This is a genomic window from Pseudomonas sp. R19M, from assembly GCF_050312585.1.
Lineage (GTDB): Bacteria > Pseudomonadota > Gammaproteobacteria > Pseudomonadales > Pseudomonadaceae > Aquipseudomonas > Aquipseudomonas palleroniana.
Window position 1 is genome coordinate 11,948 of the sequence record NZ_JBNPJV010000097.1, and the last position, 25,074, is coordinate 37,021.

General features: G+C 63.7%; 11 protein-coding genes and 1 pseudogene. 2 read left to right on the forward strand and 10 right to left on the reverse strand.

What is annotated here, in order from left to right:
• Positions 1–3 precede the first annotated feature (3 nt).
• The 6 genes from ACQRBT_RS24940 to fmdA form a co-directional block, all read right to left on the reverse strand.
• Positions 4–14,040, reverse strand: coding sequence for a non-ribosomal peptide synthase/polyketide synthase (locus ACQRBT_RS24940; RefSeq protein ID WP_412047637.1), 14,037 nt, complete (start codon positions 14,038–14,040; stop codon positions 4–6).
• A gap of 233 nt (positions 14,041–14,273) precedes the next feature.
• On the reverse strand, positions 14,274–15,446 hold the full coding sequence (locus ACQRBT_RS24945; protein WP_412047636.1) for an MFS transporter: 1,173 nt from the start codon (positions 15,444–15,446) through the stop codon (positions 14,274–14,276).
• A gap of 40 nt (positions 15,447–15,486) precedes the next feature.
• Positions 15,487–16,842: an MATE family efflux transporter gene (locus ACQRBT_RS24950; protein ID WP_060755330.1), complete on the reverse strand. Its 1,356-nt coding sequence runs from the start codon at positions 16,840–16,842 to the stop codon at positions 15,487–15,489.
• 130 nt (positions 16,843–16,972) lie between these two features.
• Entirely contained in the window at positions 16,973–18,007 is a 1,035-nt protein-coding gene (locus ACQRBT_RS24955; protein ID WP_060755331.1) for an aliphatic amidase, read from the reverse strand.
• A gap of 15 nt (positions 18,008–18,022) precedes the next feature.
• Positions 18,023–18,370 carry an FmdB family zinc ribbon protein gene (locus ACQRBT_RS24960; protein WP_060755332.1) on the reverse strand — a complete coding sequence of 116 codons (348 nt, stop codon included), beginning with the start codon at positions 18,368–18,370 and terminating at the stop codon, positions 18,023–18,025.
• 2 nt (positions 18,371–18,372) lie between these two features.
• Entirely contained in the window at positions 18,373–19,602 is a 1,230-nt protein-coding gene (gene fmdA / locus ACQRBT_RS24965) for a formamidase (RefSeq protein ID WP_060755333.1), read from the reverse strand.
• A 249-nt stretch (positions 19,603–19,851) separates the two neighbouring features.
• Between fmdA and ACQRBT_RS24970 the strand changes: the two are divergent.
• Together ACQRBT_RS24970 and ACQRBT_RS24975 are read left to right on the forward strand one after the other, a co-directional pair.
• Positions 19,852–20,343, forward strand: a pseudogene (locus ACQRBT_RS24970) (MCP four helix bundle domain-containing protein); the annotation flags it as partial.
• Between the two features lie 417 nt (positions 20,344–20,760).
• Positions 20,761–21,468, forward strand: coding sequence for a methyl-accepting chemotaxis protein (locus ACQRBT_RS24975; protein WP_411984738.1), 708 nt, complete (start codon positions 20,761–20,763; stop codon positions 21,466–21,468).
• Positions 21,469–21,520: 52 nt separating this feature from the next.
• Here the strand turns inward: ACQRBT_RS24975 and urtE are convergent, their stop codons facing one another.
• The 4 genes from urtE to urtB are packed head-to-tail and all read right to left on the reverse strand — an operon-like array spanning position 21,521 to position 25,055.
• The gene (gene urtE / locus ACQRBT_RS24980) at positions 21,521–22,210 is read right to left on the reverse strand and encodes an urea ABC transporter ATP-binding subunit UrtE (RefSeq protein ID WP_104993389.1); all 690 of its coding nucleotides are present in this window, start codon (positions 22,208–22,210) and stop codon (positions 21,521–21,523) included.
• A gap of 10 nt (positions 22,211–22,220) precedes the next feature.
• Complete coding sequence (gene urtD, locus ACQRBT_RS24985; RefSeq protein ID WP_060755336.1) at positions 22,221–22,979, reverse strand: urea ABC transporter ATP-binding protein UrtD; 759 nt, start codon at positions 22,977–22,979, stop codon at positions 22,221–22,223.
• Complete coding sequence (gene urtC / locus ACQRBT_RS24990; protein ID WP_412047635.1) at positions 22,976–24,127, reverse strand: urea ABC transporter permease subunit UrtC; 1,152 nt, start codon at positions 24,125–24,127, stop codon at positions 22,976–22,978. The genes urtD and urtC overlap by 4 nt, the downstream gene beginning before the upstream one ends.
• Before the next feature lie 10 nt (positions 24,128–24,137).
• Complete coding sequence (gene urtB, locus ACQRBT_RS24995; protein ID WP_060755338.1) at positions 24,138–25,055, reverse strand: urea ABC transporter permease subunit UrtB; 918 nt, start codon at positions 25,053–25,055, stop codon at positions 24,138–24,140.
• Positions 25,056–25,074 lie beyond the last annotated feature (19 nt).

Sequence of the window (25,074 nt, forward strand, 5' to 3'; positions counted from 1 at the left end):
GGTTCAAATCGCCTCTAGTTCGCTCAAAAAGTCACGTAGATCATCAAAATCTTCCGCGCTGCCGGCGCGGAAGGTGGCTGCAGCCTGCACGTAGCTGCGCAGCGATTCGGTCTGGAACAGTTCCACCAGCGGCACCTCCAGGCCCAGTTCGGCCTGGACCCTCGAGGTGATCTGGATCGCCAGCAAGGAGTGGCCGCCGACTTCGAAGAAGTTGTCGTTCAAGCCCACCTGCGGCAGGCGCAGTACCTCGGCCCAGATCGCGGCGATCTGTTGCTCCAGTTCGCTCTCAGGCGCCACGTACTGCTGTTGCAGCAGGCTTGCGTCCGGCTCGGGCAGGCCCTTGCGGTCGAGCTTGCCGTTGGGCGTCAGCGGCATCTGGGCCAGGAACATGAAGTGCGCAGGCACCATGTAATCCGGCAGGCGGGCTTTCAGGGCGCGGCGCAAGGCGTCACGGAACTCGGCCTGATTGCTCAGGCCGGCATCGGCCGGTACGACGTACGCCACCAACTGCTTGCCGGTCGGGCCGTCCTGGGCCACCACCACGGTTTCACCCACGCTGTCCTGCTCACGCAGGCGCGCTTCGATTTCACCCAATTCGATGCGGAAACCACGGATCTTCACTTGATGGTCGACACGCCCCAGGTAATCCACCACGCCGTCCGGACGCCCACGGGTCAAGTCGCCGCTGCGGTACACACGGCTGCCGGGCTGGCCGAACGGGTCCGGCACAAAACGCTCGGCGGTCAACGCCGGACGCTCCAGGTAACCCCGCGCCACACCCTCGCCGCCCAGGTACAACTCACCCGCCACGCCGATGGGTTGCAGGTTCAACTGCGCATCGAGCACGTAGCCGCTGCGGTTGCCCAGCAGCGTGCCAATCGGCGCATACACCGCCCCGCACGGATCGCCCTGGCGGGCTTTCCACAGCAGCGGCGTGACCACGGTTTCCGTCGGGCCGTAGCCATTGAACAGGTAGGTCGGACGCAGTGCGCGCCAGGCCAGGTCATAGCTCGCCTGGGCCACCGCATCACCGCCGAAGCAATACACGCGCACGGCCGGAGGGTTGCCGTCACGTTCGGCATGCTCGGCCAGCTGTTGCAGGTACACCGGCGGGAATACCGCCATGGTCACCTTGTGACGGTGCATCTGTTCGTAGGTGTATTCCGGCAGCCACAGGCTGTCGTCGCGGATCAGCACGCTGGCGCCGTTGATCAGCGGGTGCATCCAGCCTTCGTGGGAGCCGTCGAAGGCGAAGGACATGAAGTGCAATTCGCAATCGGTCGGCCCGGTTTCATAGCGCTCGCCGGTGGCGATGATGTGCGCCACCAACGGCCCGTGGGACACCGCCACGCCCTTGGGCAGGCCGGTGGAACCGGAGGTGTAGATCACGTAGGCCAGGTTGTCGCCGTCCAGCCTCACCTGCGGCGCGGTATCGCGGTAGTCGGCCCAGTCCTCGGTGCGATCGATCGCCAGGGTGTCCAGGCCATCGGGAACCGGCAGTTGCTGCAATGCCACGGTATGGCTCAGCAGCAGCTGCACACGGCTGTCCTGCATCATGTACAGCAGGCGATCACGCGGGTACTCGATATCCAGCGGCACATACACGCCACCGGCCTTGAGCACCGCCAGGAAGGCCACCATGATCTCGGCGCTGCGCGGCATGGCAATGGCCACACGCACTTCCGGCCCCACGCCACGGGCGACCAGCGCATGGGCCAGGCGGTTAGCCTGGCGGTCGAGTTCGCCATAACTCAGGGTTTGCGTATCGAACTTCACTGCGACGGCGTCGGGGTTCTCCCGGGCGCGGTCGGCGAACAGCTGATGCACCAGGCGCTCGGCCGAGAAGCCGGAATCAGTGCAGTTCCAACGGTCGAGAATCTGCCGCTGCTCGGCAGCATCCAGCAATGGCAGTTGGCTGAGGGGTTGCGCAGGGTTGGCGACCATCCCTTGCAACAGGTTCTGCCAATGCCCGGCCATGCGTTCGATGGTGGCCGGGGCAAACAGGTCGGTGGCGTAACTCAGGGAGGCGCGCAGCGTCTGCTGGCTTTCTTCCACGTCCAGCGCCAGGTCGAACTGCGCGACGCCGTCCTCCCCGCTCAATACCTCGACGTGCAGGTCGACCAAACGTTGCAGATGGCTGTCCGCCGCAGTGACGCGGTGGTTGAACAGCACCTGGAACAACGGGCTCAGGCTGAAGCTGCGCTCCGGTTGCAGCGCTTGCACCAGTTGTTCGAACGGCAGGTCCTGATGGGCCTGGGCCTGCAGGGAGCGTTGGCGTACCTGGGCGAGCAATTGCTCCACGCTCATCTGCCCATGGAGATCGGCCTTGAGCACCTGGGTGTTGACGAAGAAACCGATCAACCCCTCGGTTTCGAGGCGGTTGCGGTTGGCGATGGGCACCCCGACGCGCACATCTTCCTGGCCGCTGTAGCGGTGCAGCAGCGCCTGGTAGGACGCCAGCAGCACCATCGGCAACGTCACCCCGGTGTTGTGCGCCAGTTGGCGCAACCCGGCCAATAACTCGGGCGCCAGCTCGATACCCAAGCGTGCCCCACGATGGCTGGGCAGCGCCGGGCGCGGGTGGTCGAACGGCAATTCCAGTACCGGCTGTTCACCGCCCAGTTGCTCGCGCCAGTAGGCCAGTTGACGCGCTTTCTCGCCGGCTTCCATCCATTGGCGTTGCCACACGGCATAGTCGGCGTACTGGATCGGCAGCTCCGGCAGCTGCGGCTGCTCACCCTGACTGAAGGCGGCGTACGACTGCACCAGTTCCTCGACCATCAGTTGCATCGACCAACCATCGGAGACGATGTGATGCTGCACCAGCACCAGCACGTGATCGTCCTCGGCCAGACGCAACAACGTAACCCGCAGTAGCGGCCCGCGCAGCAGGTCGAACGGCCGTGCGATCTCGTCCGCGACCCGCGCCTTGAGATCGGCGTATTCGGTGTCGGCCAGGGCGATATCGATCACGCCGGTCGCTTCAATGACCTGCACCGTACCACCGGCGTCCTGGCGCAAATGGGTGCGCAGGCTTTCGTGGCGGGCCAGCAAGCTGTCGAAGCTGCGTTGCAGTGCGTCCAGGTCCAGCGGGCCGTGCAGACGCAAAGCACTGGGGATGTGGTAAGCCGCACTGTGCGGGTCCAGTTGCCAGAGGAACCATTGGCGTTCCTGGGCATAGGACAGCGGCAGCGGCTGCGTGCGGTCGGCCTTGAGCAGCGCCGGTGCGGTGACGCCCTCCTCGCCCAGGGCACGTACGAAGTCACCCAGCAAGGGTTGTTCGAACAGGGTCTTGAGCGCCACTTCCAGGGCCAGTGCCTGCCGCACGCGCGACACCACCCGCGTGGCCAGCAGCGAATGCCCACCCAATTCGAAGAAGTGATCGTCGAGGCCGACCTGCGGCACGTCCAGCACCTCGGCCCAGATCGCCGCAACCTGTTGCTCCCTTGGGCTGACCGGCGCCACATGGCGTTGGCGCGCCAAACTCGCGTCCGGCTTGGGCAGCGCCTTGCGGTCGAGCTTGCCGTTGGGGGTCAACGGCAGGCTGTCGAGAAACAGCAGGTGCGCCGGCACCATGTAATCCGGCAGGCGCTCACGCAAGGCGGCTTTGTACGCCTCCTGCGTATCGGGCGCCGCGCTGACCAGATAAGCGATCAAGCGCTCGTTGTCGGCCAGCACCACGGCTTCACGCACACCCTGATGTTCGCGCAGGCAGGCTTCGATCTCGCCCAGTTCGATGCGGAAACCGCGCACCTTGACCTGATGGTCGACCCGGCCGATGTACTCCACTACGCCGTCGTCGCGGTAACGCGCCAGGTCGCCAGTGCGGTACAGGCGCTCGCCAGGGGCGCCGAAGGGGTTGGGCACGAAGCGTTCGGCGGTGAGTGCCGGCCGTGCGTGATAACCCCGCGCCAAGCCCACGCCGCCGATCAGCAACTCACCGGGGGCGCCCAACGGGCAAGGGGTCATGCCGGCATTCAGGATGAACAGCGAGGTATTGGCGATCGGCCGCCCGACAAAGGGCTGCGCCTGCGTCAGACGGTGGGCAGCCGACCAGATGGTGGTTTCCGTCGGACCATAGAGGTTCCAGACCGGCCCTTGCAGGTCGAGCAGGCGCTGGGCCAGGTCCGTCGGCAGCGCCTCGCCGCCACACAGGCATTGGATACCGCGCAACAGCTCGGCGCGTGGGCTGTCGAGCAGCATGCGCCAGGTGGACGGCGTGGCTTGCAGCACACTGGCCGATTGCTGGTGAGCCAGATCGAGAATGGCTTCCGGGTCGAGGGCCATTGCCTGGTCGCTCAACAGTAGCGTGGCGCCGACCGTCAGCGGTACGTACAGCTCCAGGGCGAAGATGTCGAACGAGAACGTGGTCAGCGACAGCACGCGCGCCTGCGCATCGATGTGCAGGGTGTCGGCCATGCCGCTGGTAAAGCTGCACAACGCCTGGTGCCGCACCATCACGCCCTTGGGCTTGCCCGTGGAGCCGGAGGTGTAGATCACGTAAGCCAGGTGCTCCGGCACAACCTCAACCTGAGGGTTGTGTTCAGCGCCGTCGGCGGCGTCCACCTGCAACACCCGCAGACCTTGCGGCTGCGCTAGTTGCCCGAGCAGGTGCGGCTGGGTCAACAGCACCCGGGCGCGGCTGTCTTCGAGCATGAAGGCCAGCCGGTCCGCCGGGAATTGCGGGTCCAGCGGCACGTAGGCGCCACCGGCCTTGAGCGTGGCCAGCAGGCTGACGATCATGTCGAGCGAGCGTTCGACATGCACGGCGACCAGCACATCCGGGCCGACGCCGGCGGCGATCAAGCGGTGGGCCAGGCGATTGGCGCGTCGGTTGAGTTCGCCATAGCTCAGGGCCTGGTCATTGAATTGCAGCGCAACCGCGTGCGGCTGGGCCAGCGCTTGGGCTTCGAACAACTGATGCACGCAGCGCTCATGTGGGTACGCGCGGTCGCTACGGTTCCAGTCGCTGATCAGTTGCTGCGATTGCGCCGTGCTGAGCATCGGCAACTCATCCAGGGCCAGCGCCCCATCACGCACCACGGCACGCAGCAGGTTTTGCCAGTGCTCGGCCAAGCGTTCCACGGTCGCCGCCTCGAACAGGTCGGTGGCGTAGGTCAGCGAGGCCCACAAACCGTCGGCCGACGCTTCGGTTTCCAGGTTCAGGTCGAACTGGGTGGTGTGCGCCGCCCAGTCCACCGGCTGCAGGTCCAGGCCGGGCAAATGCAGCGGCGCCGGGCGCAGGTTGTCCTGGTGGTTGAACATCACCTGGAACAGCGGGTTATGGCTCAGGCTGCGCTCCGGTTGCAGCGCCTCCACCAATTGTTCGAAGGGCAAGTCCTGGTGGGCCTGGGCCTCCAGGGCCCGGCGCTTGACCTGGGCCAGCAACTGCTCGAAGGTCATGTGCCCGCTGAGGTCGGCTTGCAGCACTTGGGTGTTGACGAAGAAACCAATCAGCCGCTCGGTTTCCAGACGGTTGCGGTTGGCGATCGGCACCCCGACGCGAATCTGCGACTGCCCGCTGTAGCGATGCAGCAAGGTCTGGAACGAGGCCAGCAGCAACATGAACAAGGTCACGTCCTGGCGCTGGGCCAGGGCCTTGAGTTCGGCCAACAAGGCGCGGTCCAGCTCAATCGTGCAGCGTGCACCGCGATGGCTTTGCTGCGCCGGGCGCGGATGGTCCAGCGGCAATTCCAGCACCGCCTGTTCACCGCCCAGGCGCCCACGCCAGTAATCGAGCTGGCGCTGTTTTTCCCCGGCCGCCATCCAGTCGCGCTGCCACAGGGCATAGTCGGCGTACTGGAGCGGCAACGCCGGCAGCGGAGCCTGGCCCTGATAGAGCGCCACCAGTTCGTCGATCATGACCTGCATCGACCAGCCGTCGGAGATGATGTGATGCTGGGTAATCACCAGTACGTGGTGCTCGGGCGCCACCACCAGCAGTTTGACGCGCATCAGCGGGCCGTTGCGCAGGTCGAACGGGCGCTGGATCTCTTGCGTTACGGCCTGCTCGACGCGGGAAGCGGCGACGTATTCGAGCTCGATCGAAGTCGTCTGGCGCGGTTGAATCACCTGCCAGGTCTGCTCGCCCTGCTCCACAAAAGTGGTGCGCAGCGGCTCATGACGCTGCACCAGTGTTTGAAAGGCCAGCTCCAACGCGGCGATGTCCAACGGGCCGTGCAGGTGCAAGGCGCTCGGCACGTGATAAGCGGCGCTGGTCGGGTCCAGTTGCCAGAGGAACCATTGGCGTTCCTGGGCAAAGGACAACGGCAGCGGTTGATCGCGCTTCACCGCCACCAGCGGCGGCGCGGTGTCGGCTTGCAGCCCCGCGCAGGCGACCGCGAATGCTTGCAGGGTCGGCTGCTCGAACAGCGTGCGCAACGGCACTTCCAGCGAAAGGGCCTGGCGCACCCGCGAAATCACTTGGGTGGCCAGCAACGAATGGCCGCCGCGCTCGAAGAAATGGTCATCGAGCCCGACCTGCTCAACCTGCAACACGGCCTGCCAGATCGCCGCCAGTTGGATTTGCACGGCACTGTGAGGAGCGACGTAGGCGTACTGCATCCGGTTCAGGTCCGGCAGTGGCAAGGCGCGACGGTCGAGCTTGCCGTTGTTGTTCAACGGCAAGGCGTCCAGCACCTGCCAATGGGTCGGCACCATGTAGTCCGGCAGGGATTGGCGCAGCGTGCTCGCCAGTGCCTGGGTGTCCAGTGTCTGCTCGCGGGCGGCAACGATGTAGGCCACCAATTGCGCGCCGGTGGCGCTCGGCTGGGCGATCACCGCCGCTTCGCGCACCTGGGGCAAGGCTTGCAGGCTGGCTTCGATTTCGCCGATTTCGATACGGAAACCGCGAATCTTCACTTGATGGTCGATGCGCCCGACGTACTCCAGGGCGCCTGCCGCGTTGTAACGGGCCAGGTCGCCACTGCGATAAAGTCGCGCACCGGGCACGGCAGAAAACGGGTCCGGCAGGAAACGTTCGGCAGTCAGCGCCGGGCGGTCGAAGTAACCCTGGGCCAGCCCGGCGTCGGCGCCAATGCACAGCTCGCCGATGCCATCGGTGGCCAGCAACTCAAAAGCGCTGTCGAGCACATACAGCGAGCGGCCTGCAATCGCCTGTCCAATCGGCACACCGAACACCTCGCTGGCATCGGCCAGTTGGCAGTCATGCACGCTGGACACCACGGTGGCTTCGGTCGGCCCGTAGGTATTGACCAGCCGCACGCCGCCCAACCCTGCCGCATGCCAGGCACGCAAGCCTTCCACCGACATGGCTTCACCGCCCACATGCACTTGCCGCAGGTTACCCAGTGGCTTGCGGTCGACGGCGCATTCCTTGGCCAGCAAGTACCAGTAGGCCGCCGGCAAGTCGGCCAGGGTCACGCCTTGCTCGACGATTTCCCGCGCCAGTTGCCCGGCATCCCACAGTTCATCGCCACGCATGATCAGCGCCGCACCGGCACACAGTGGCGGGTAGCACTGTTCGACAAAGCCGTCGAAACTGAACGTGGCAAATTGCAGTACACGATCCTCGGCGGTCAGGCGGCTGTAGCGTTCAGCGCTGTCGCAGAACTGGCCGAGGGCCGCGTGGTCGATGGCCACGCCCTTAGGCTGGCCGGTGGAGCCGGAGGTATAGATCACGTAGGCCAGGTCGGCCGCCGCTGCCCGATTGAGCGGGTTGCTGGCGGGGTAGCCGGCCGACTCGTCGCCGCTGGCGGTGAACGCCACGCGGGCCAGCCCTGGGGGCAGCGGCAGGTCGTTGAGCAACCCGGTTTCGCAGAGCAGCAGATCAAGGCGACTGTCAGCCAGCATGTAGGCCAGGCGCTCGGCCGGGTAGTTCGGGTCCAGGGGTACATAGGCCGCGCCGCTCTTGAGCACCGCCAGCAGGCTGACGATCAATTGCGGGCCGCGCCGTGCCGCCAGCCCTACCCGCCGGCCCGGGCCTGCGCCCTGCTCCAGCAAATGGTGGGCGAGGCGGTTGGCGCGTGCGTTGAGTTGGGCATAGCTCAAACGCACATCACCGGCCTGCACCGCCAAGGCATCCGGGGTAGCCTGGGCCTGAGCGGCAATGCGCTCATGGACCCGCGTGTGCCGCTGGGCAGCGGCGGCGCACTGGCTGAGTGCAAGCACGTCGCGCTGCGCGCTGGCGTCCAGCAGTTGCAGGGTGCCAAGCGGCGCACGGGCGTCGTCGAGCATCTGCGTCAACAGGTGCTGCAGGTTGGCGCTCAACCCTGCGACTTGCGGCGCGCTGAAACGCGCGCAGTCGTAGCTGAACTCCAGGCGCAGGCTGGCGCCCAGTTCGATACCCAGCGTCAGTGGGTAATGGGTATGTTCATGGTTGTGCAACGGGCCGAAGCTCAGGCCGGCCGGTGCGCCCTGCTTCAAGGCCTCGGCCACCGGGAAGTTTTCAAACACCAGCAAGCTGTCGAACAGCGCAGCACCTGGTTGACCGGCCCAGCCCTGGATGTCGTAGAGCGGCACGTGTTCGTGCTCGCGCAGGCTGAGGTTCAGGGCTTGCAGCTCGCCGAGCCAGTCGGCAACCGATTGCGCCGGTGCAGCCGCGCTGATGATCGGCAAGGTGTTGATGAACAGGCCCAGTTGCTGTTCGATCCCCGGCAACGGTGCTGAACGCCCGGCCACGGTGGCGCCGAAGGCCACGCACACCTGGCCGGTGTAGCGTTGCAACAAGAGGCTCCAGGCGCCTTGCAACAGCGTGTTGAGGGTAACTTTGTGTTGACGGGCATAGGCCCCGAGACGTTGGGTGAACTCACTGCCAAGGGCCACGTGATGATCCGCCATGCCCACGCCATCGACCGGTGCACGCAGCGCGTCAGCCAACAAGGTTGGCGCTTGCAACGGCGCCAGGGCGGCTTTCCAGAACACTTCGCCCGACGCTTGCTGCTGCAGCCAGCCCAGGTAATCGCGGAACTGCCCCAACGGCGCCGGCAGCGCCTGGCCGGCGTAATGGGCGAGGACTTCACTGAGCAACTGGGCGTTGCTCCAGCCATCCATAAGGATGTGGTGACTGGTGAAAATCAGCTGCCAGGCCGTGCCTGCACCGCGCACCAGCAGCAGGCGAAACAGCGGCGCGCTGCTCAGCTCGAAGCCGCGCTCGCGCTCAGCCACGGCCAGCGCGTCACAGTCGGCGTTTACGTCTTCAATCACCTGTAATTGCAGGTCGACCTGACGCTGAATCACCTGGTGAGCGCTGTCCAGGCCCTGCCAATGGAAGCTGCTGCGCAGGATGTCGTGACGGTCCAGCACTGCCTGCCAGGCGCGGCCGAACCTGAGCAGATCCAGACCTTCGATGTCCAGGCGCAGTTGGTTGATGTAAGCCTGCCCCTCGGGCGCGTACAAGGTGTGGAATAGCATGCCCTGCTGCATGGGCGACAGCGGATACAGATCGGCGATGGCCGGCCCGGCGACCGGCAGCGCGTCCAGTTGCGCCTGGGTCAGGCGTGCCAACGGGAAGTCCGACGGCGTGACCTGCCCTGCCGGCGTGGCGCAGCAGTGTTCGATCAAGCCCTTGAGTTCAGTGGCGTACTCGTCCGCCAGGTGCTGGATGGTCGAGGCCTGGAACATGTCGCGGCTGAAGCCCCATTGCAACGCCAGCTCGCCGCCATACACCTGCCCTTCCACCGTCAGCCAGTTGGCCAGCGGCGCTTCGGGGTCCTGCGCCTGGCCGCTGGTCTGGCTGGCCGGCACCCACAGCGTCGAGTCATCGAACTGGCGATCGAACTGCCCCAGATAGTTGAAGGTGATACGCGGCGCAGCGGCGCCGGCCAGGGCCTCGCGCACCTCAGGGGCGCCCAGGTAGCGCAGCAGGCCGTAGCCCAAGCCCTTGTCGGGTACGGCGCGCAGCTGTTCCTTGACCGACTTGATCGCACTCGCCAGCTCACCCCCAGCCCGCAAACGCACGGGGAACAGGCTGGTGAACCAACCCACGGTGCGCGTCAGGTCGATATCGTCGAACAGGTCTTCACGCCCATGCCCCTCCAGCTGGATCAACGCAGCGGGCTGGCCGCTCCAACGCCCGACCACGCGGGCCAGTGCGGTCAGCAGCAGGTCATTGACCTGGGTGCGATACGCCGCAGGCGCCTCTTGCAGCAGTTGGCGGGTATGTTCGGCATCCAGGCGGATTTCAATCTTGCTGCCCAGGCGATTTTGCAGACCACCGTGGGGGTTGTCGCAGGGCAGTTCGGCGTCGACGGCCTGCGCCTGCCAGTACGGCAGTTGCGCATTGAGGCGTTGGGCATGAGCCTGCGACTGCCGAGCCCACTGCTGGAAAGCACTGGTCTTGGCCGGCAGCGGTGCTGCGCGGTAAGCCTGTTGCAGATCTTCCAGCAGAATGCGCCACGACACGCCATCCACCACCAGGTGATGCACCACCAGCAGCAGACGCTGGCTGCCATCGCCCAGGTTGACCAGGGCGGCGCGCAACAGCGGCCCCTGGCCCAGGTCGAGACTGCGCTGGGCTTCATCGCACAAGGCGGCCAGTTGAGTGTCGTCGTCGGCTTGGGACTGCCACAACGCAGCCTCGCTGACCGGCGCGGCGTAGGCTTGCCGCCAGCCATCGGCATGCTGCACAAAACGCAGGCGCAGCGCGTCGTGATGGTTGATCACCTGCGTCAGCGCCGCCTCCAGGCGCCCAGGCTCCAGCCGTTCACGCGGGGTCAGCAGCAACGACTGGTTCCAGTGGTGGCGCGCCGGGATCGCCTGCTCGAAAAAGCTCTGCTGCACCGGCGTCAGGACCACCTCGCCCGTGACCGGCCCCTGGTCGATCACGCTGGCTTGCTCAAAGCTTGCCACCAAGGCCAGGCTGCACACGCTCTGATACTGGAACAAGTCCCGCGGGCTGAGGCGAATGCCTGCCTGGCGTGCACGGCTGACCACCTGGATGGAAATGATCGAATCGCCGCCCAGTTCGAAGAAGTTGTCGTCCAGGCCGACCTGTTCCAGGCCCAGCACGTCACTCCAGATCGCCGCCAGGGCTTTTTGCAGCGTGCTTTCCGGGGCGATAAATGCCTGTTGCGGCGCGGCGTCCGGCAGCGGCAAGGCTTTGCGATCCAGCTTGCCGTTGGCGGTCACCGGCAGTTTGGCCAGCACCATCAGGTGCGTCGGCACCATGTATTCCGGCAGGCTGCCGAGCAGCCACGCCTTGAGGTCGGCGGGTTCGGCGCTTTCCAGCACCAGGTAGCCGACCAACTGCTTGCCGCCCTGCACCAGCACCACGGCTTCGCGGACTGTGGGGTGCTGCAGCAGGCGGGCCTCGATTTCGCCCAGCTCAATGCGCAAACCGCGCAGTTTCACCTGATGATCGAGGCGGCCGAGGTATTCGATCACGCCGTCGGCACGCTGGCACACACGGTCGCCAGTTCGATACAAGCGCTCGCCGCGCAGGAACGGGCTCGGCACAAAGCGCTCGGCCGTCAGCGCCGGGCGCCGATGGTAACTGCGCGCCAGGCCGGTGCCGCCCAGGTACAGCTCACCCGCGACGCCGGCGGGCACCGGGTTGAGCTGGGCATCGAGCACGTAAGTGGCCAGGTTGGCGATCGGACGGCCGATCGGCACGCTGTCGGCGCCTTCGTCGACGCAGGTCCAATGGGTCACATCGATGGCCGCTTCGGTCGGACCATAGAGGTTGTACAACCCCACCCCCGACAACTTGGCGAACACTTGCGATTGCGCGTCCAGGGGCAAGGCTTCACCGCTGCACACAATGCGCTTGAGGCCCGTGCAGGCGTGCACGCCCGGCTCATGGATGAACGCCTGGAGCATCGAGGGCACGAAGTGCAAGGTGGTGATGGCGTACCGGCCGATGGTTTCGATCAGCCGCGCCGGCTCACGGTGCTCACCCGGCGCTGCGACCACCAGGCGAGCGCCGGTCATCAGCGGCCAGAAGAACTCCCACACCGAGACGTCGAAGCTGAACGGGGTTTTCTGCAGGACCGCGTCGCCCTCATCCAGGCCATAGGCGTGCTGCATCCAGCACAAGCGATTGACCAGCGCACGATGGCTGTTGCCGGCGCCCTTGGGTTTGCCGGTGGAACCGGAGGTGTAGATCACGTAGGCCAGGTTCAACGCCTGGAGATCCACGGCCAGCGATTCGCGGCTGTAGCCGTCGAGCCAGCCTTCGGCCTGGTCCAGGGCAATCACCGGGACACCGGCGGCGGGCAACATCGGCAGCAGGTGTTGCTGGCTGAGCAGCAGCGCGATGCCACTGTCTTCGATCATGTAGGCCAGGCGGTCCTGCGGGTATTCAGGGTCCAGCGGCACGTAGGCGCCCCCGGCCTTGAGGATCGCCAGCAACCCCACCACCATTTCGATGGAACGTTCGACGCAGATGCCGACCAGCACGTCCGGGCCGACGCCCTGTTCGCGCAAGGCATGGGCCAACGGGTTGGCACGGGCATCCAGCTCGGCGTAGCTCAAAGTGCTGGTACCAAACTGCAACGCCGGTGCGTGCGGCGTGCGCTGCACCTGGTCCTCGATCAACTGATGGATGCCGCGTTCGGTCGGGTAGGTCTCGGCGGTCTGGTTCCATGCGTTCACCAGCACATGCTGCTCGTCGGCGGCCAGCATCGGCAGCTCGCCGATGCGTTGCTCGCCATCGGCAACCATGGCCTGCAGCAGGCTGATCCAGTGGCGCGCCATGCGCTCGATGGACGGCGCGTCGAACAGGTCGTTGGCGTAGGTCAGTGCGGCATGCAGGGTGCCGGACTTTTCAAAGGTGTCGAGGGTCAGGTCAAACTGGGTGGTACGCCCTTGCCACTCCACCAGCGCCAGTTCCAGGCCCGACGCAGTGCTGACGGCGGCGATATCTGCGACCAGCGGCTGGTGGTTGTACATGACTTGGAACAGCGGCGTATGACTGAGGCTGCGCTCGACTTTCAGCGCTTCCACCAGGCGCTCGAACGGCAATTCCTGATGGGCCTGGGCCTCCAGGGCGTGCTCCTTGATGCCTTGCAGCAACTCGGCAACACGGGTTTGCCCGGTGAGTTCGGTACGCAGCACCTGGGTGTTGACGAAGAAACCGATCAGCCCTTCGACTTCGGTGCGGTTGCGATTGGCAATCGGCACGCCGACGCGAATATCGCTCTGCCCGGTGTAGCGATGCAGCAGCACGTTGAACGCGCCGAGCAGCAGCATGAACAGGGTGACGTTATGGGTTTGCGCGCAACTGCGCAGTTGCGCGGCCAGTGCCGGGTCAATCGCGAAATTATGGCGGGTGCCCTGATAGCTGGGCATCGCCGGGCGTGGGCGGTCGGTCGGCAACTCCAGCACCGGATGCTCATCGCCCAGACGCGCCTGCCAGTATTCCAACTGACGCGCCTGCTCCCCCGCTTCCAGCCACCGGCGCTGCCACAGCGCATAGTCGCTGTATTGAATCGGCAACGCCGGCAGCCGGGGCTGCTCATTGCGCTCATGGGCGTCGTAGCAGCGGATAAATTCGTCGATCAGCACGTTCATCGACCAACCGTCGGAGACGATGTGATGCAGGGTCAGCAGCAGGACATGCTCCTGCTCATCAAGCTTGAGCAGTTGCACGCGCAGCAGCGGGCCGTCCTCCAGGTCGAACGCCAGCAGCGATTGCCGGGTTGCCGCGTCGTTGACGGCCGGCTCGCGCGCATCAGCCGGCAATGTGCTGAGATCCACCTGTTCGATGACCAGCGACGGCACTTTGGCGACTTGCGCCAGGCGATCATCCGCCTGGCGCTGGAACACCGTGCGCAAGGTTTCATGGCGCGCCACCAGGCTGGCGAAGGCTTGCTCCATCGCCGGCACATTCAGCGCACCCTTGAGCCGCACGGCACCGGGCAGGTTGTAGGCACCGCTTGCCGGGTCCAATTGCCAGAGAAACCACATGCGCTGCTGGGCGTAGGACAACGCCTGGCGATCCTCCACTTCCACTCCTGCCGGAATCGGAAACCGGGAAAAATCCACGCCTTCTTTCTGCAGGGCCTGCAGGAACAATTGGCGTTTTTCCAGGGGCAGTCCGATAAACCGGCGAGCAAGTTTCAAGGAGTCTTCAGCATTCATTTCTTGGGGTCCGGAGCAATAGGCGGGAAGCACAAAGGCACGTCGTCCCTATAAAACGAACCGGGAAGGGAAAAATTAGCGGGGGGGGTTGGGACCGGTATCTGCTGGAACGCAGCGACAGGGAACGGTCCTACACGAAACCCGTAAGCAACTGATGTTGCGAGTGAAATGCCTGGCCTAGGGTGAGCGGCGCCAGGTCACCGAACTGTTGCAGGACAAGCAGAGGGGCCGCATCAGCCCAACCGCCGATACCCTACCACCGCTGATCCCAGCACCACCGCCCCCGCCATCAGCGCCACCCAGAACCCACGGGTGGCGCCGTAGTGGTCAATCATCCAACCCGAACTGGCGGCCCCCATGGCCACGCCGATGCTCAGGCCGGTGATCAGCCAGGTCATGCCTTCGGTCAGGCGGCTGGGTGGGACGATCTGCTCCACCAGGGCCATGGACACAATCAGGGTCGGCGCGAAGAACAACCCGGAGACGAACACCGTCAGCGCCAGGCCGGGAATATTGCTCACCAGCAGCAGCGGCAATGTGCTCAACGCGGTCGCCACACCGCAGAACAGGAACTGCCGGGGCAACGGCGCCTTGCGCTTGAAGGCGCCGAAAGCCAGCCCGGCCAGGCACGAACCGATGGCATACACCGACAACACGATGCTCGCCGCGGCCGGCTGGCCTTGCTGCTGGGCAAAGGCCACGCTGACCACATCCACGACGCCCACGATCACCCCCATGGCCAGCAACAGCACCATCAGGATCAACACCGAGGGCGAAGCGATCAGCCAGCGGCCATGATGGCTCTGGTGTTCGTGGACCGGCGGCTCGGTTGCGCGTTGCAGCACAAAGGTGGTGACGCCCACCGCCAGCAGCAAAGCCGCAACCAACGGCCCGGCCTGCGGGAACACCACCACGCACAAGCCGACCGATATCGGCGGGCCGATGATGAAGCACACTTCATCCAGCACCGATTCCAGCGCAAACGCGGTTTGCAGCTTGGGTTGGCCGCGATATAACGCGGTCCAGCGCGCCCGCACCATGGCCGACATATTGGGCATGCAACCGGCGAAGGCCGCGAATACGAACAGTGTCCAGTCAGGAGCTTGCACATAGGTGCACAGCAACAACAGCAACAAGGCCCCGCCGCCGATCAACGCGGCAATCGGCAGGACCCGGCCCTGGCCGTAACGGTCAACCAAACGTGAAACCTGCGGCGCACACAAGGCCGTGGCCAAGGCAAACACCGCCGCCACCGAGCCCGCCAGGCCGTAACCGCCGTGCACCTGCGAGAGCATGGTGATCAGCCCGATACCGGTCATGGACACCGGCATGCGCGCCAACATGCCGGCCAACACGAAAGCGCGCGAGCCAGGCGCCTGGAACAGCTCGGCGTAGGGATTTGCCATCAATCAAACGTCTTGTTTTGTGGATTTGTGCAAGCTTGTATCACACCAAGCGCTTGATCTGCTTGTGCCGCCATACCACGCGATAATACGCAGTCTGCAAGGCCAGCATTGCCAGGTAGGTCACCGGAAACGCCATCCACACCCCTTCCAGGCCGAAATGCGCATTGAACAGGTACGCCATCGGCAGCTCAACGCACAGCACACAGAAGATCGAGATGGCGACCGGCATCAGCACCACGCCGCTGGCACGCATGATCCCGCCGATCACCGCCTGGAAACCGAAGACCAGCACGCTCCACAGCATGATGTGCAGCAGGTGTTCGGCGTTGACTCGCGCAGCCTCGTCGGTGATGAACAACCCCAGCAGCCAATGCGACAGCAGGTAGCCGAGCACGATCAAGCCACCGGTCAGGCAGGTATTGATCAGCAGGCCCGTGCGCAGGATCGGCCCGATACGTTCCAGGCGCCCGGCACCGATCGCCTGGGCGCCCAGGATCGAGGCGGTAATGGCGATCGACAATGCCGGGAATTGCACATAGTTGACGATCTGCGTCACCGCGCCATACGCCGCCGTGGCCTGGGAACCGTGGCCGTTGACCAGGGCGAGAATGACCAACTCCGACAGCGACAACACCACCATCTGCAAGCCGGTGGGCAGGCCGATACGCAGGACTTTACCGAGAATCACGCGGTCCAGGCGCAAGGCGCCGAGCAACTCACGGTCCGGTGCCATCACATGGTTTTTATGCCGCAGGCGCAGCATCAGGAACAGCATCGCCAGGGTGTTACCCACCAGCCCTGCGTACACCGCGCTCTGGATACCCTGGGGCGGCAGGCCGAGCCAGCCGCGAATCAGCGCCGGTGTCAGCAGCAGGCCGGCCAACGTCGACACCATCAGCGCCAGCAGCGGCGATATCGTGTCACTGACGCCGCGCAACAACTGGGTGTAGAGGATGAAGACCAGCAACAGCGGCATGATCAACATCATCATCTGGGCATACCCGACGGCCTCCTCCAAGACATCAACCGGCGTGCCCAACGCCTGCAAGGCCGGGCGCGCAAACAGGCTGCCCAGCACCGCCGCGACCAAGCCTACCAGCGCGCCCAAGGTCAGGGTGGCGCCAGTGATCACCTTGACCATTGAGGTTTCCTGGGCACCCCAGGCCTGACCGATCAGCACCGAGGCGCCCGCCCCCAGACCGATCACCAGGGCAATAAAGAAAAACACGATGGGGAACATCCCCGACACCGCTGCCAACGCCTGGGTGCCGAGCATCTGCCCAACGTAGATACCGTTGAGGGTGCCGGAAAAGCTCTGTAGAAAGTTGGACAGCACCATCGGTGCCAGAAAGAGCAGGTAGATCTGCCAAAGCGGGCGTTGCAAGGGGCTTTGCATGAAAAACGGGGCCTCGGGTCACTAAAGCGTCCGAGGGTTATACCGCAATTGGATCCCATCTTCCTGTGCTTTTGGGCGCCGCCTTGCAACAGGCATGCGGCAAGCGCCGGCTCAAACTCAGCCTACTCCGCTATCTCTTTTCGCCGCCGTGAGGCAATTGCCCCACCGGGCACGCGGCGACGCCTACCGCGCTGCGAGTGAACTGCTCGACAGTCTCCTGCGCCTTTCGTGCGTCCAGCACCCAGTTGCGGTAGAACTCGAACGGACAGTCCGCCACGCCCTTGTCGCCGTCCCCCGAGGCATGCATGCCGGTGTAGCCACGGTGCAGCAGCTTGAACAGATGGTTCTGTGACTGGTCATTGGCCCGTGCATCGCGAATCTGCGACACCGACAGCTGCGCATACTGGATGCCCATTTCCTCCTCGCCACATTCGCCCAGAGTACGCCCGTCGAAGCCAATGATTGCCGAGTGGCCAAAGTACGCATACACACCGTCGAACCCGGCCGCATTGGCCACCGCCACGTAGCAGTTATTCGCCCAGGCCATACTCTTGGACATCTGCACCTGCTGCTCCTTGGCCGGGTACATATAACCCTGGCAACGCACGATCAGCTCGGCGCCTTTCATCGCGCAGTCGCGCCAGATCTCCGGGTAGTTACCGTCATCGCAGATGATCAGGCTGATTTTCATGCCCTTGGGCCCGTCGCATACGTAGGTACGGTCCCCCGGATACCAGCCTTCAATCGGACACCAGGGAATGCACTTGCGATAACGCTGCACGATCTCGCCGAGGTTATTGATCAACACCAGCGTGTTGTAAGGCGCCTTGTGCGGATGCTCTTCGTGGCGCTCGCCGGTCAGGGAAAATACGCCCCAGGTATTTGCCTGGCGGCAGGCCGCCGAGAAGATTGCGGTTTCCTCGCCGGGAATACTCGCCGCGGTAGCCATCATTTCTTCAGGGTCGTACATGATGCCCATGGTGCTGTACTCGGGGAACACCACCAGGTCCATGCCGGGCAGGCCCTGCTTCATGCCGACAATGATCTCGGCAATCTTCTTGGCGTTATCGATGACTTCGGCCTTGTTGTGCAGGCGCGGCATCTTGTAGTTCACCACCGCTACACCGACGGTGTCCGGGCTGCTGGAAATGTCGCCATGGCGCATTGCAATGCTCCTGTTCTAGTGACTGATCATCCACGGCCGTGGGCCGGTCCTGGTCTTGAGCCCCAAGGGATTGGCCTTGCTCGGCACGACTTTTTTACTCGTACCGCAGCAACTGCAACCGACCGGGTGCTTGCGACTTTCCTGGTATTCGCCGACGGTTTGCGGCGCGTGGGCGCTGCGCTCGTTGCCGGCGATAGCCTTGCGCTGGTTTGCCGACAGGGTTTGCAGCGCCGGGGCCGATACCAGCAGTTGCCCGCCAGGTCCTTCACAGTACGGGCATTGGCTGGGTTCGTTGCGCTGCGCCATTGGGCGCAACATCGTGAAGGTGCCGCAGCTGTCGCAGGGGTATTCGTAGGTCGGCATGGCTACAGGTCCAGGGCGATGGGCAGGTCGATACTGCCGTCGAGGAACCGGGTCGGGCCGTTGGCGCTGGGGTTGATGTCGAACTCGAAGATTTCCGTCGGCAACCACAAGGTCGCGCAGGCATTCGGGATGTCCACCACGCCGCTGATGTGCCCTTGCACCGGCGCGGAGCCGAGCAGCGCATAACCCTGGGCCGGCGAGTAGCCGAACTTGGTCAGGTAGTTGATCGCGTTCAGGCAGGCCTGGCGGTAGGCGACGTTGACATCCAGGTAGTGCTGCTGGCCCTGTTCGTCTACCGAGATGCCTTCGAAGATCAGGTAGTTCTGGTAGTTCGGCGTGATCGGGCTCGGCTTGAACACCGGGTTCTTGATCCCGTACTTGGCCATGCCGCCCTTGATCAGCTCGACTTTCATATGCACCCAGCCGGCCATTTCGATGGCGCCGCAAAAGGTGATTTCGCCGTCGCCCTGGCTGAAGTGCAAATCGCCCACCGACAGTCCCGCGCCTTTGACATAGACCGGGAAGAAGATCTTCGAACCCCGGGACAGATCCTTGATATCGCAGTTACCCCCATGTTCACGCGGTGGCACCGTACGCGCGCCGGTCGCGGCGGCATCATCACGCGCCTGGCCTTTCATCTTGCCCATATGGGCTGTGGCGGCCAGCGGTGCATTGGCCAGTGGCGGGACACGGGTCGGGTCAGTGTCGATCAGTTCCTGTTCGCGGCGGTTCCAGTCGGCGAGCATCACCGGATCGGGCAGGCAGCCGATCAGGCCGGGATGAATCAGGCCGGCGAAGTTCACGCCGGGAATGTGCCGCGAGCTGGTGAACATGCCTTTGAAATCCCAAATCGCTTTTTGCGCATGGGGGAAGTGATCGGTGAGAAAGCCGCCGCCGTTCTGGCGCGAAAAAAACCCATTGAAGCCCCACTGGGAATCCGCCTTGGCGCCGATATCCAGCAAGTCGACCACCAGCAGGTCCCCCGGCTCGGCGCCGTGCACACCTACCGGCCCGGACAGGTAATGCACGGTGGACAGGTCCACATCGCGCACATCACTGGCGTCGTCGTTGTTCTTGATCGCGCCGGCGGTCCAGTCGTAGGTTTCAAGGATGAAGTCATCACCCGGCTTGACCCAGCACGCCATCGGGATATCCGGGTGCCAGCGGTTGTGGATGTGCTCGTTCTCGGTAACAGGCTGGTTGAGGTCGACTTTGATCAGTGTTTCGGTCATGGACTGGCTCCTGGGAAGGATGACAAGGCGTGGGATCCAGTCTCAGGCGGCCAGGAAAAACGGGAAATACGTCGGATGACGTATGAATCCAGGTTTTATTCCATCAATTTGCTCGATGATGGTTTAAGTATTTACTGATTGGACCCGTGGCAGGCAGATAGATAGATTCGCGGCAAAGATAGCTTTTAGCCATCACTCCTTGCCCTCCCGAATATCGAGCTTTCCATGAAAAAACCTGTGTCGTTGGCGATGCGCATCGGACTGGGCTTCGCGTCCACCCTGTCGTTACTGGTGCTGATCACTGCGGTCGGTATTCAACGCGTGGGCTTTATCGACAGCACGCTCAAGGATGTCGGCGAAAAAGCCGCCGTGGTCCAACGCTACGCGATCAACTTCCGTGGCAGCGTGCACAACCGCGCCATCGCCATTCGCGACGCGGTACTGGTCAAGGATGAGACGACGCTCAGCCACCACTTGGCCGAGATCGAGCAACTCAAACGCGATTACCAGGACTCGGCGGTGCTGATGGATCGCCTGTTCGCCCAGACCACGGCCGGCGCCGAAGAATCCCGGCTTCTGGGGGATATCAAGGCCATCGAGACCCAGGCCCTGGCCTCCACCGAACGCGTGATCAGCCTGCGTCGCGGCAATGACATTGCCGGCGCCCAGGAGCTGCTGCTGACCCAGGCATCGCCGTACTACACCGAATGGCTCAAGCGCGTGAATGCATTGATCGACTTCGAGGAAGCCCAGATCAAGCAACGCCTGGACACGGTGCAATCGGCAGCCGGCAATTTTGCCGTGCTGATGCTGCTGGCCAGTGCCGTGGCAATCGTCTTGAGTGTGCTGGTATCGCTGCTGATCATTCGCCAGGTCAAGGCGACCCTCGGTGCCGAGCCGGAAGAAGTCGCCCAAGCGATCCGTCGCCTGGCCAATGGCGATTTGAACCAGCTCATCGAAACCCGCTACCCCGATAGCGTGATGGGCATCCTGAAAAACGCCCTGGCGCGTCTGCGCGACACCATCACCGAAGTACGCTCGGCGGCCCAGGCGCTACGCCACTCCTCGGTCACCCTGTTGACGGTGGCCAGTGACAACCGCCAGCAGATCACCCTGCAAACCAGCGAGGCCCAGCATGTAGCGGCCGCGATCACGCAAATGGCCGCCTCGGTCAGCGAGGTTTCGGGCTACGCCTCGACCGCATCGAAAGCGACGAGCCTGGCGGATGCCGAAGTGGACAGCGGCCATCGCCTGGTGGGCGAGGTCACCGTGGCCATCGAGGAGCTGGCGACGATCCTCGACCAGGCCACCAGCCGGGTAAACCAGGTGTCCAGTGACAGTGAAAACATCGAGACCGTGATCGAAGTGATCAACGCGATTGCCGCCCAGACCAACCTGCTGGCACTCAACGCCGCCATTGAGGCGGCGCGGGCCGGTGAACAGGGTCGTGGTTTTGCGGTGGTGGCCGACGAAGTCCGCTCGCTGGCGACGCGCACCCAGGCGTCCACCCAGGAAATCCGCGACATGATCGGCAAGCTGCAAAGCGGCACCCAGGACGCCGCGGGCATCATGCAACGCAGCCGCAGCCTGGCCCAGGTCACCGTGGCGCAGACCCGCGACTCACAAGCGGCACTGGGCAAGATCAGCCAGGAAGTGGGCGCGATCAACGCGATGAATGCGCAGATCGCCAGTGCCGCAGTCCAGCAAAGCGCCGCCGCCGAAGAAGTCGCGCAGAACGTCACACGCATCCACAGCTCCACCGTGCAGTCGGCGGCCCGTTCCGAACAGGTAGAAAACTCCAATCATGAACTGGTGGAGCTAGCGGACCGCTTGAGCACCCAGGTGGCGTTTTTCAACGTGGCCTGAAGTTTGTCGCGCTTGATCTGCAAGAGCTTGCAGGTCAAGCGCGCAGCACTTTTCACACCGACAGATAGCGGCTGATCGTCGCTTCGTCGACCCGGTCCCGGGTCTCTTCGATCACAAACCGCCCCTTCTCGATCACCAGGAAGCGGTCGGCGATGTCCAGGGTGAACGACAGCACCTGCTCCGACACCACGATAGTCAGGTCGCGCAGGTTGCGAATCTCCTTCAGCGTGCGCGAAATGTCCTTGATGATCGACGGCTGGATGCCCTCCGTCGGTTCATCCAGCAACAGCACCTTGGGATTGGTCGCCAACGCACGGGCGATCGCCAACTGTTGTTGCTGGCCGCCGGAGAGGTTGCCACCCTTGCGCGATTGCATGTCGTAGAGCACGGGGAACAGTGCGTACAAGTCTTCCGGCACTTTGCCGCGTGCCGACGCCGGCAGGCCGGTCTGGATATTCTCCAACACCGTCATGCTCGGGAAAATCATGCGGCCCTGAGGCACATAGGCGATGCCACGTGCCACCCGTTCATGGGTTTCCAGCGCCGACACATCGTGGCCGTCCACGCTGACCTGGCCTTTCCACTGCGGCAGGATGCCCATCAGGCTCTTGAACAGGGTGGTCTTGCCCATGCCGTTGCGGCCCATCACAGCGACGATTTCACGCTTTGCGACGTCCAGATGCAGGTCATGGAGGATCTGGCTCTGCCCGTAGCCGCAGGACAACTGGTCGATCTTGAACATACCTGTTTCCTCAGTGGCCCAAATACACTTCGATGACTTTCGGGTTGCTTTGCACCGACTCCATGCTGCCCTCGGCCAGCACCTTGCCCTGGTGCAACACCGTGACTTTGTGGGCGATGCTTTTGACGAACTCCATATCGTGCTCGATCACCAGCACCGAACGGCCCTGGCTGATGCGTTTGAGCAGCTCGGCGGTTTGCGCGCGCTCGTTGACGCTCATGCCCGCGACGGGTTCGTCGAGCATCAGCAACTCGGGGTCCTGCATCAGCAACATGCCGATTTCCAGCCACTGTTTTTGCCCGTGGGACAGCAGGTCAGCCTGTTGTTGCAGCAAGTCGCCAAGAAAGATTTCTTGCGCCACCGCTTCTACCCGTTGGATGACTTGGGCACTGCGCTTGAAGAACAGCGCGCCCCACACCTTGCGCCCCGCCGGGTAGGACATTTCCAGGTTTTCGAACACCGTGAGGTTCTCGTAGATCGACGGGTTCTGGAACTTGCGCCCGACCCCGGCCCGCACAATGTTGTACTCGCGCATCCTGGTCAGTTCCTGGCCATCGAACTGGATACTGCCGCTGGTGGCGCGGGTCTTGCCGCAGATCAGGTCGAGTACGGTGGTCTTGCCCGCGCCGTTGGGGCCGATCACCACGCGCACTTCATTGCGGTCGATATACAGGTTGAGGTTATCGACGGCCTTGAAACCGTCGAACGAAACGGTGAGACCTTCGATGGCGAGCACCGGTTTGTTCATTTCAAAACCGACGGCGGTCATGGTTGGGTCTCCAGGATCTTGGTGCTGGCCTTGGCTTTAATCGGGGCTTGCACTACCGGTTTGCGTCGCAACAGTTTCGCCAGCGCCTGGCGACCATGGCTGTCCCATAGCCCGGCGAGACCATTGGGGAAATACATCACCACCGCGATAAACAGCCCGCCCATCAGGTACAACCACAACTCGGGGAACGACTCGGAAAAGTACGTCTTGCCGTAATTCACCAGCAGCGCGCCGTACACCGCGCCCAGCAGCGACATGCGCCCACCCACCGCCGCAAAGATCACCATCTCGATCGATGGCACGATGCCCACGAACGAAGGCGACATGAAACCCACCTGCAAGGCAAACATCGCCCCGCCGATCGCCGAGAAGGCAGCCGCCACGCAGAACACGAAGATCTTGAAGCTGGCCACGTCATAGCCGGAGAAACGCACGCGCTCTTCCTTGTCGCGCATGGCCATCAGCAGCCGGCCAAGCTTCGACGCCAGGATGAAACGGCCAATCAGGATGCAGCCGAACAGCAACCCGGCGTTGATGAAGTACAGGGTCATCTTCGCGCTGTCGGTGCGCAGGTCCCAGCCAAGCAGGGTCTTGAGGTCGGTGATGCCATTGACGCCGCCGGTCAGACCTTGCTGGCCGACGATCAGCACCGTGAGAATCAGCGCAATTGCCTGGGTGACAATGGAGAAATACACATCGCCCACGCGCCGCTTGAACAGCGCCATGCCGATGATGAAGGCCAGCAGCACCGGCACCGCAATCACTGCCACCAGCGTGAAGCTGAAACTGTGGAATGGCTGCCACAACCACGGCAGTTCGGTGATCTGGTTCCAGTCCATGAAGTCCGGGATGCCCGGCGTCGATTGAATCTTGGTGCTTTCCGGGTCCGAGGCCTCAAGCTTGAGGAACATCGCCATGCAATAGCCGCCAACCCCGAAGAACACGCCCTGCCCCAGGCTGAGGATGCCGCCATAGCCCCAGCACAGCACCAGGCCGACCGCGACAAACGCGTAGGTCATGTATTTGCCGACCATGTTCAGGCGGAACGCATCCAGGGTCAGGGGAAATATCACCAGGATCAACAACGCCAGCAACACGATGCCGATCAGGTTTTGCTGGCCGCCCAGCAGCTTGTCTAAAGCCTTCATCCGGTCGCCTCTACTTGCGCACTTTGATGGAGAACAACCCTTGCGGGCGCAGCATCAGGATCAGAATCACCGAGGACAAGGTGAGCACCTTGGCCATCGAGCCACTGAGAAAAAACTCCGACAGCGATTGGGTCTGGGCAATCACGAAAGCCGAGGCGATGGTGCCGAACAGGCTTTGCGCGCCGCCGAACACCACCACCAGGAAAGTGTCGACGATGTACTGCGAGCCCGCCGTCGGCCCGGTCGAGCCAATCGTGGTGAATGCCGCGCCGGCCACACCGGCCACGCCGCAGCCCAGGGCGAAAGTCATGCGGTCGACCTTGCGCGTATTGATACCCACCGCACGGCTCATCAGACGGTTCTGCACCGTGGCGCGTACCTGCAAGCCCCAGCGCGAACGGTAGAGCATCAGGAAGATCGCAGCGGTGAGCAGCAGGGTCAGGCCCATCATGAACAGGCCGTTGCGCGGGATCTCGATGGCATCGGTGAAGTTCACCGACCCCATCAGCCATGCCGGTGGTTCTGCGCTGACTTCACGGGCACCGAATACCGACCGGAAGGTCTGTTGCATCACCAGCGACAAGCCCCAGGTGGCAAGCAAAGTGTCCAACGGGCGCTTGTACAACCGGCTGATCATCGCCCATTCCACCAGCCAGCCAATGGCACCGGCGACGAGGAATGACAGGGCGATGGCGAAGAAGAAGTAATAGGGTTGGAAGCTCGGTGCAAAGTGCGCCGTGAGGCTGGAACACACGTAGGTGGTGTAGGCGCCGATGGTCAGGAACTCACCGTGGGCCATGTTGATGACGCCCATCTGGCCAAAGATGATCGCCAGCCCCAATGCCATCAGCAATAGCACGCAGAACACGGACAAACCGTTGAACCCCTGCATCGCCGCGATGGCTCCAAATTCCGATAGCCATTCCATGATGATGGTCTCCTGCAGA

Bases quoted from the DNA above. Each gene is read 5' to 3' on its own strand.
- ACQRBT_RS24940 (WP_412047637.1), bottom strand. From the start codon at position 14,040: ATGAATGCTGAAGACTCCTTGAAACTTGCTCGCCGGTTTATCGGACTG.
- ACQRBT_RS24945 (WP_412047636.1), bottom strand. From the start codon at position 15,446: ATGGCAAATCCCTACGCCGAGCTGTTCCAGGCGCCTGGCTCGCGCGCT.
- ACQRBT_RS24950 (WP_060755330.1), bottom strand. From the start codon at position 16,842: ATGCAAAGCCCCTTGCAACGCCCGCTTTGGCAGATCTACCTGCTCTTT.
- ACQRBT_RS24955 (WP_060755331.1), bottom strand. From the start codon at position 18,007: ATGCGCCATGGCGACATTTCCAGCAGCCCGGACACCGTCGGTGTAGCG.
- ACQRBT_RS24960 (WP_060755332.1), bottom strand. From the start codon at position 18,370: ATGCCGACCTACGAATACCCCTGCGACAGCTGCGGCACCTTCACGATG.
- fmdA (WP_060755333.1), bottom strand. From the start codon at position 19,602: ATGACCGAAACACTGATCAAAGTCGACCTCAACCAGCCTGTTACCGAG.
- ACQRBT_RS24975 (WP_411984738.1), top strand. From the start codon at position 20,761: ATGGCCGCCTCGGTCAGCGAGGTTTCGGGCTACGCCTCGACCGCATCG.
- urtE (WP_104993389.1), bottom strand. From the start codon at position 22,210: ATGTTCAAGATCGACCAGTTGTCCTGCGGCTACGGGCAGAGCCAGATC.
- urtD (WP_060755336.1), bottom strand. From the start codon at position 22,979: ATGACCGCCGTCGGTTTTGAAATGAACAAACCGGTGCTCGCCATCGAA.
- urtC (WP_412047635.1), bottom strand. From the start codon at position 24,127: ATGAAGGCTTTAGACAAGCTGCTGGGCGGCCAGCAAAACCTGATCGGC.
- urtB (WP_060755338.1), bottom strand. From the start codon at position 25,055: ATGGAATGGCTATCGGAATTTGGAGCCATCGCGGCGATGCAGGGGTTC.